This window comes from Virgibacillus sp. JSM 102003 (assembly GCF_041949995.1).
In the GTDB taxonomy this organism is placed as follows: domain Bacteria; phylum Bacillota; class Bacilli; order Bacillales; family Amphibacillaceae; genus Lentibacillus.
The window spans coordinates 144,956-152,161 of record NZ_JBHFQH010000011.1; the positions used below are offsets into that span (position 1 = coordinate 144,956).

7 protein-coding genes are annotated in these 7,206 nt (G+C 39.4%); 5 read left to right on the forward strand and 2 right to left on the reverse strand.

Features of this window, described 5'->3' with window-relative positions:
- Positions 1-205: 205 nt before the first annotated feature.
- Genes ACE1TG_RS13515 through ACE1TG_RS13530 form a run of 4 tightly spaced genes read left to right on the forward strand, consistent with a single transcriptional unit; the run spans position 206 to position 3,829 of the window.
- On the forward strand, positions 206-1,549 hold the full coding sequence (locus ACE1TG_RS13515) for an MATE family efflux transporter (protein WP_375052920.1): 1,344 nt from the start codon (positions 206-208) through the stop codon (positions 1,547-1,549).
- 44 nt (positions 1,550-1,593) lie between these two features.
- Positions 1,594-2,214, forward strand: a complete 621-nt coding sequence (locus tag ACE1TG_RS13520; protein WP_375052921.1) for a lysozyme family protein — start codon at positions 1,594-1,596, stop codon at positions 2,212-2,214.
- Positions 2,215-2,263: 49 nt separating this feature from the next.
- On the forward strand, positions 2,264-2,641 hold the full coding sequence (locus ACE1TG_RS13525) for a RidA family protein (RefSeq protein WP_375052922.1): 378 nt from the start codon (positions 2,264-2,266) through the stop codon (positions 2,639-2,641).
- 18 nt (positions 2,642-2,659) lie between these two features.
- Positions 2,660-3,829, forward strand: coding sequence for an iron-containing alcohol dehydrogenase (locus ACE1TG_RS13530; RefSeq protein WP_375052923.1), 1,170 nt, complete (start codon positions 2,660-2,662; stop codon positions 3,827-3,829).
- A gap of 95 nt (positions 3,830-3,924) precedes the next feature.
- Here ACE1TG_RS13530 and ACE1TG_RS13535 read toward each other — a convergent pair whose 3' ends face one another.
- Positions 3,925-4,170 carry a YuzB family protein gene (locus ACE1TG_RS13535; protein ID WP_375052929.1) on the reverse strand — a complete coding sequence of 82 codons (246 nt, stop codon included), beginning with the start codon at positions 4,168-4,170 and terminating at the stop codon, positions 3,925-3,927.
- 135 nt (positions 4,171-4,305) lie between these two features.
- On the reverse strand, positions 4,306-5,505 hold the full coding sequence (locus tag ACE1TG_RS13540) for an MFS transporter (protein ID WP_375052924.1): 1,200 nt from the start codon (positions 5,503-5,505) through the stop codon (positions 4,306-4,308).
- A gap of 270 nt (positions 5,506-5,775) precedes the next feature.
- On the opposite strand from ACE1TG_RS13540, the gene ACE1TG_RS13545 reads away from it, so the two are divergent.
- Entirely contained in the window at positions 5,776-6,675 is a 900-nt protein-coding gene (locus ACE1TG_RS13545) for a DUF1002 domain-containing protein (RefSeq protein WP_375052930.1), read from the forward strand.
- The last annotated feature ends 531 nt before the right edge of the window (positions 6,676-7,206 follow it).

The window sequence follows — 7,206 nt, forward strand, 5'->3', positions numbered from 1 at the left end:
TTTATAATATCACATTATTTTAATTATTATAAAAACTTTATTAATAAGTTTCATAATAAGGAGGAGTTTATTAATCCGTGGTAAGATGGGAATGGAATTTATGAGAAAATCCCGATATCCAGTTGAAGTTTTCGGTATTAAGTTAAAGATCCCGGAATCCGGTTGAAGTTCCCAAATAAGGTTGTAGTAAGAAAGGCTGACGGTTATGAAGAAACAGCATGATTTCACACAAGGGAATATTCTGAAGCAGTTGATCATATTTTCAGGACCAATTATGCTGACTAATTTGCTGCAAACATCCTACCAGTTTGCCGACAGTTTATGGGTTGGTAACTTGCTTGGAGCAAATGCACTTGGTTCTGTTGCTGTTTCGAGTACTATTATTTTTACGATATTATCATTTGTGATTGGGTTAAATAATGCTGCGCTAACAATTCTGTCGCAGCAAAAAGGTAGAAATGATGATACGGGGTTAAAAAGCTATCTTAATGCATTCGTTGTAATTTTGGTATTACTTTCAGTTTTACTAGGAACAGTTGGTTATCTTATGGCTGAGGAGCTTCTAAAGTTACTGGGTACACCAGAAGGCATGATGAGTGAGGCAAAGGCATATCTTGAAGTAAATTTCCTTGGAATATTGTTCTTGTTTGGATATAACTTTGTTAGCACCGTACTACGTGCACTCGGTGATAGTAAAACACCGCTTCGGTTCGTTATGCTGGCTGTAGCGTTAAATGTAGTGCTTGACCCGCTGTTCATCGCTGGCTTTAATTTGGGTATTGATGGAGCAGCGTATGCAACAATAGTGGCGCAAGGCAGTGCATTTCTCTATGGAGTTATCCATGTGTTGTACCGCAAACTGGCTCCTTTCACTATACCGTCTTTCCCGTCAAAAAAGGAAGTTGGCCTAATTTTAAATCTTGGTATTCCATCAGGACTGCAAATGGCAGTTATATCTGCTGGAGTAGCAGCAATAATGAGTGTTGTAACAATATACGGAGAAGGTGTTGTCGCTGGGTTTGGTGCTGCGCAGCGTTTGGATAGTATTTTGATGCTACCGGCACACGCGCTTGGAACAGCAGTTAGCAGTATGGCTGGTCAAAATATTGGCGTTCGGAATTGGTCACGTGTAAAAAGCATTGCAAAGTTTGGTGTGCTCTACAATTTTTCTGTTATGCTTATCGTAGGAATTCTAGTTGTATTTTTCGCGGAATACGGTATACGGCTATTTATTCAGGATGAAGCAGCGATAGCATTCGGAACAAGATATCTGCAGATTATCGCATTATGCTATCCATTCCTTGGTATTAATTTTATATTAAATGGAATTGTCAGGGCGTCCGGAGCAATGTATCAGGTACTGGCACTAAATGTCATTTCTTTGTGGGTTCTTCGTTATCCGTTAACCGCTCTTTTTGCCAACTGGCTTGGCGAAAATGGAATAGCGATTGGAATGGGATCAAGCTTCTTGGTAAGCAGTTTATTTGCATATATGTACTATCGATTCGGAAAATGGCGGGAGAAGGAATTATTCGCGAAGAAACATTAGAAAGATAATCTATGAAACTAGCACAAGAATAACAGAGGGATTCTATGAAACCTAAAACAAGAAAAGCAATTAAACAAACGTTCGTAATAGCAGCTGTTTTATTTAGTGTATTTATTGTCGTGTCAATACTGTCATTTGAAAATACAAGCAGTCAGCAATTTGACGTTTCCCGCCCATCGATCAGTGAGCAAGTATGGGAGTATAAACCAACTGTTGAAAAGTATGCAAAGCAATTTGGGGTAACACAATATGTTGATGTCATGCTTGCAATGATGATGCAGGAATCTGGTGGACGTGGGAATGATCCAATGCAGTCGTCTGAAAGCTATTGCGGGGAGAGAGGTTGCATAGATGAACCAGAACTTTCCATTAAACAAGGAGTCTATTATTTTTCCCAAACTATCAAACAAGCAAATGGAGATTTAAAGTTAGCGATACAATCATATAATTTTGGGAAGGGTTTTATTGATTACATCAACGATAACTCGGGAAAGTATACACAAAAAGCAGCAATTAATTTTTCCCAAAAAATGTATAATACCTCCTCAAATAAATCGATATATACCTGTTTACGGAAAGAAGCAAAGCAATATAATGCCTGCTATGGCGATATATATTATGTTCGGGATGTATTGAAATATAGGGATGTACTTGCAAAAGAGTAGTAAGACTGAATATGGAAATGATAAAATAAAATTATAGGGAGGAATTAATATGGTAAAAGCAATACATACTGCATATGCACCGGCTGCTATTGGGCCGTATTCACAGGCAATTCAGGCTGGGGATTTTATTTATGTCTCAGGACAAATCGGGATTGACCCTGGAAGCAGTGAGGTAGTTGATGGAATAGAAAAGCAAACAGAACAAGTGCTGGCAAATCTGCAGGCGATACTGACTGAAGCTGGTGCAAATTTTTCCCAGGTGGTAAAATTTACCATCTATCTTAACTCAATGGATGATTTTGCAACGGTAAATGAAATATATGGTGGTTTTTTAACGGAACCATATCCGGCAAGAGCGACGGTTGAGGTCAGCCGGCTGCCAAAAGATGTTCTTGTAGAAATGGATGTAATCGTATATACAAAATAACAGCAGGAGGCAAAACGAATGGATAATTTTACATTTTATAATCCAGTTAAATTAATCTTTGGAAAAGGTCAGTTGGAAGCACTGCCGAATGAAGTTGCTGCTTATGGTAAAAAAGTGCTGCTTGTATATGGTGGTGGCAGTATCAAGCGAAATGGCGTATATGATGAAGTCATGAATCAATTAAGTAAAATAAATGCCGAGGTAGTGGAACTTGCAGGGGTAGAACCCAATCCGCGCGTTTCAACAGTTCGAAAAGGCATTGAAATTTGTAAGAATGAAGGTATTGAATTTGTGCTTGCTGTTGGTGGTGGCAGCACGATTGATGCGACAAAAGCAATCGTAACAGGTGCTAAAACAGATATAGACATATGGGATATTGTCACGAAAAAAGAAAAGGTAAACGATGCACTTCCATTCGGGACAGTTCTAACTATAGCTGCAACAGGATCCGAAATGAATGCAGGTTCGGTTATTACCAACTGGGAAACACATGAAAAACATGGGTGGGGAACACCATCAACTTTCCCTAAATTTTCCATTCTTGATCCAAGCAATACTTTTTCCGTTCCTTGCGATCAAACAATATATGGCATTGTTGATATAATGTCACATGTGTTGGAACACTATTTTCACCAGACAGGAAATACGCCAGTACAGGATCGCTTTTGTGAATCTATACTTCGAACGGTTATTGAAACAGCACCTAAATTATTGGATGATCTGGAAAACTATGAGTATCGTGAAACAATGATGTTAAGTGGAACCTTGGCGTTAAACGGAATGCTGAATATGGGTTATCGTGGTGACTGGGCAACACACAATCTCGAGCATGCCGTATCAGCAGTACATGATATTCCTCATGGTGGTGGACTTGCGATTATTTTTCCGAACTGGATGAAGCATGTATTGGACGAAACGAATGCAAATCGCTTTAAGCAACTTGCAGTTCGTGTGTTAAATGTGGAAGCAGAAGGTAAAAGTGATCGTGATGTTGCGCTTGAGGGAATAAATAAACTTCGCGAATTCTGGAATGATATTGGAGCGCCCGCTACATTAGCGGACTACGACATCGATGATAAAACAGTTGAAGAGATGGCAGATAAAACGATTATTGCACGTTCTGAGTTTGGTAATTTCAAGAAATTATCTCGCCAGGATTCAGTAGAAATTTTCAAAGCTAGCCTATAAATGGCAGTTTCCGACAAAAAATTTCCCGGGAAATAACAAAAAATGCACTGGGCAACAGGACATCTAGACCTTGGTGTAATAAAAAGAACTAGCTGTTATTGATAAACAGCTAGTTCTTCTTTTATGGCTGATCTTATTTTATCTAAACATTCTTCAGGTGTGTTACCGAAAACGCGTTTGTTGTTTACTAGTGCATATGGTTTAACCCGACATAGCCCGCAAAATGACAAACATTCATTCATAAGCACGGCTACCTCTGGAAATTCCTTTTCGATGATGCCTTCTATATCTATAGTAGTGATCGCATTTCCGTCACAAACCTCAACAACGACAATTCCCATTGCTATCACTTTCTTTCTAATGTCTGAATAAATTATTGACTCTACTAGTTGTAGCATATCCAGTATAACAAATCAATATATAATTGTGGGGAAATATTGTTTCAGCATTTAAATTTAGCCTTGAAGTCCCCGTGGCTAAGAAGAGGAAAGTGAGTGTGTCCGTTTCCCTTCGTATTCATGCTTATACCATGCTCCAAGCATTATAAACCCACCTATTAGGAGCAATCCGCTCGTTACGAAAAATACTGCAGAGAAGCCGAAGAATCCAGAAAGCATGCCTCCTAGTGCAGGTCCAATAATATTTCCTAAAAACCGTAAACTGGTATTATAACCGAGTACTTCACCCTGCATTGACAGTGGTGCTTCTTGACGAATATATGCGACTCGAACTGGAACTAATCCACCGATTGAAATTCCAAGAAGAAATCTTAGTACGACTAACTGCCAAATATTGGTTACAAATGCACCAGGCAAATAAACAATACCGGCCATAAATAACAAGAAAATCATTATCTTTGTATAGCCGATCCGGTCCCCTAATCTGCCCCAGCGCTTCGCCATTAACAAATTTCCAAGACCGGCAGCTGAAAAGGCCATTCCAGAATAGAATGCAATGCTGGCTGGACCGTGTATCTCAGCTACATATAGGGATAAAATTGGCTGGATGCTAAAATGTGCAACTTGAACCAATGTGGAAATAAGCATGACTACAAGTAATACCGGGTTTCGTATGATGTGCATTAGCACTTCTTTAGTAGAATAAGAAGCCTGCTCCTTGTTATCATCTGAAAACTGTATTAAAATCTCTTTTACGCCAACTAACACAATAATGCCGGATAAAAATATGGTAATGGAAATCCACTTAAATGTGGAAGCATATCCGAAAGCATCAGCGAGTGCACCACCAAGTAGGGGCCCCATCAATGCTCCTGTAATACTCCCGGTCTGCAATGTTCCAAGCACCTGACCGGCAATTCTCTTTGGTGTCTGCGTAGAAATCATAGCCTGGGACATTGGAATAAATCCAGTAAATACCCCCATAAATAAACGCAATAAAAAAAGCTCCCAAACTGAATTGGCGAACCCCATTAGGAGTACTGATAACCCAAGCCCCAGCGCTGAAATAATCAGAATCTTTTTCCTGCCATACTTGTCACCAATGCGTCCCCAGATTGGCGAGAAGATAAAGGCGGTGACAAAGGTAATTCCGAATACCCAGCCCGACCAAGTCTGTACATAAGAATCAGAGAAACTACCGAATTCTTCTATATATAATGAAATAAATGGAAGGACCATTGTAATACTTCCGGCAATAAAAAAGTTGGCGAACCACATAATAATTAAATTCCGTCTTATATTAGGATTTTGCTCTAAAATAACAAATCCCTTCTTTCAAAAATATTTCGATACACTAAATATAAAGTAACATGAACTAAATTTACAATATAATGCTCATATTTTCATTATCACAATGTTAGATTGATAAACAAATAGGGAAAAATGTATTCATGGTGATCATAAAACGTTATAATGTATCGTAATTACTAATAGGATAAGACAAGCATAGTATATTAAAAACTGACTGATAAAGGAGTAACAATAATGATGAAAAGTTATTTGAAATTGGCATGTGTTTTTGTGTTGGTAGTTGGACTGATTACTAGTCTTGGAGTACCGGTGCAGGCTGCTAATGATGGTGGTATAAATGAAAAGCTGGGTGTTCCAATAGTTGTCTATGGAGATACCTTGTCAGACGATCAAAAAAACAAAGTGACAGAACTGCTGGAAGTTACAGATCCCAAGGCAGTAAAAGAATATTCCGTGACAGGGGAAGATATCGCCAATTACATTGATGGTGATCCAAACTCAAGAATGTTCTCATCGGCAAAAATCACGCGTCAGGAAAAAGGTGAAGGTTTAACAATTAATATTGTAACGCCAGAAAATATTACACAAGTAACAAATGAAATGTATGCAAACGCGTTATTGACTGCTGGGGTAGAGGACGCAACTGTTGATGTTGCTTCACCAGTAAAAGTAAGCGGACACTCTGCGTTAACAGGGATTTATAAGGCCTATGATGCTGAAGGGCAACCACTTGATAAGGAGCGAATGCAATTAGCTGACGAAGAACTTGGTGTCGCAACAGACCTTGCTAAGGATGGGTTGAGCCAGGAAAAAGTAAGTGAATTGCTTACAGAAATTAAAAAGGCAATAGCTGACCAAAATCCAGCAACAAAGGAAGATGTAGAGAAAATCGTTCAGGAGCAGCTTGATCAATTGGGAATATCATTAAGTGATGCAGATCGTCAAATGCTAATTGACCTATTTAATAAAATGAAAGACTTGGATATTAATTTTGATGAGGTCAAGAATCAGCTTGATAACATTGCCTCTAAAGTTCAGGATGTTGTAAACGACGAAGGATTCTGGAATAAAGTGGAGAACTTCTTTAAAAAGTTCGCTAACGTAATTGGCAACTTTTTAGAAGGTTTGTTTAACTAATAATGTAGGTTTTATGGTAAAAAAAGTAAGGTTTGTCCACTAGGAGTATCGCGTTCGGTAATTTGGGTGAGTAGAATGAGGTTAGCCCCTAATGTTGAAGAACCTACTATTTAACGGAATGAGGATCCGGTGTACTGATTTGGCGGATCCTCATTCCGTTATTTTCTTTAAAGTCCCCGTTTAAAGCTTGGGTTCGGATCCTCGTTCCGCGAGCGTCCGAGCAAGGGCGTACAATTTGGCAGGTGATACTCCTGCTTGGTAAGACTTTAGCCAAGTCGTCAATACTGAGTCTTGGGCTACCTGCAGAGATGCAGGGTGCTAAGCGTAGACAGGGAGGTTAATAGGCCTGAAAGTGATAGAGCCTCGAAACGGGATACATCGGGAAGGTTGACGGTGTGCGGAAGCTGGAAAACAACATTCCATGTAGCGTGAAAATGGCGAGCTAGGTGGAACTTCCCCGGGGTCAGTGAGCCAGGCATGTTAACAGTAGATTGTGCGGCAACTCGGGAGACCCTGTTAGCTCTTTTGTGG

What these genes read in the sequence shown, in the direction of transcription:
- ACE1TG_RS13515 (WP_375052920.1), top strand. Translation starts at nt 206, where the DNA reads ATGAAGAAACAGCATGATTTCACACAAGGGAATATTCTGAAGCAGTTG.
- ACE1TG_RS13520 (WP_375052921.1), top strand. Translation starts at nt 1,594, where the DNA reads ATGAAACCTAAAACAAGAAAAGCAATTAAACAAACGTTCGTAATAGCA.
- ACE1TG_RS13525 (WP_375052922.1), top strand. Translation starts at nt 2,264, where the DNA reads ATGGTAAAAGCAATACATACTGCATATGCACCGGCTGCTATTGGGCCG.
- ACE1TG_RS13530 (WP_375052923.1), top strand. Translation starts at nt 2,660, where the DNA reads ATGGATAATTTTACATTTTATAATCCAGTTAAATTAATCTTTGGAAAA.
- ACE1TG_RS13535 (WP_375052929.1), bottom strand. Translation starts at nt 4,170, where the DNA reads ATGGGAATTGTCGTTGTTGAGGTTTGTGACGGAAATGCGATCACTACT.
- ACE1TG_RS13540 (WP_375052924.1), bottom strand. Translation starts at nt 5,505, where the DNA reads ATGTGGTTCGCCAACTTTTTTATTGCCGGAAGTATTACAATGGTCCTT.
- ACE1TG_RS13545 (WP_375052930.1), top strand. Translation starts at nt 5,776, where the DNA reads ATGAAAAGTTATTTGAAATTGGCATGTGTTTTTGTGTTGGTAGTTGGA.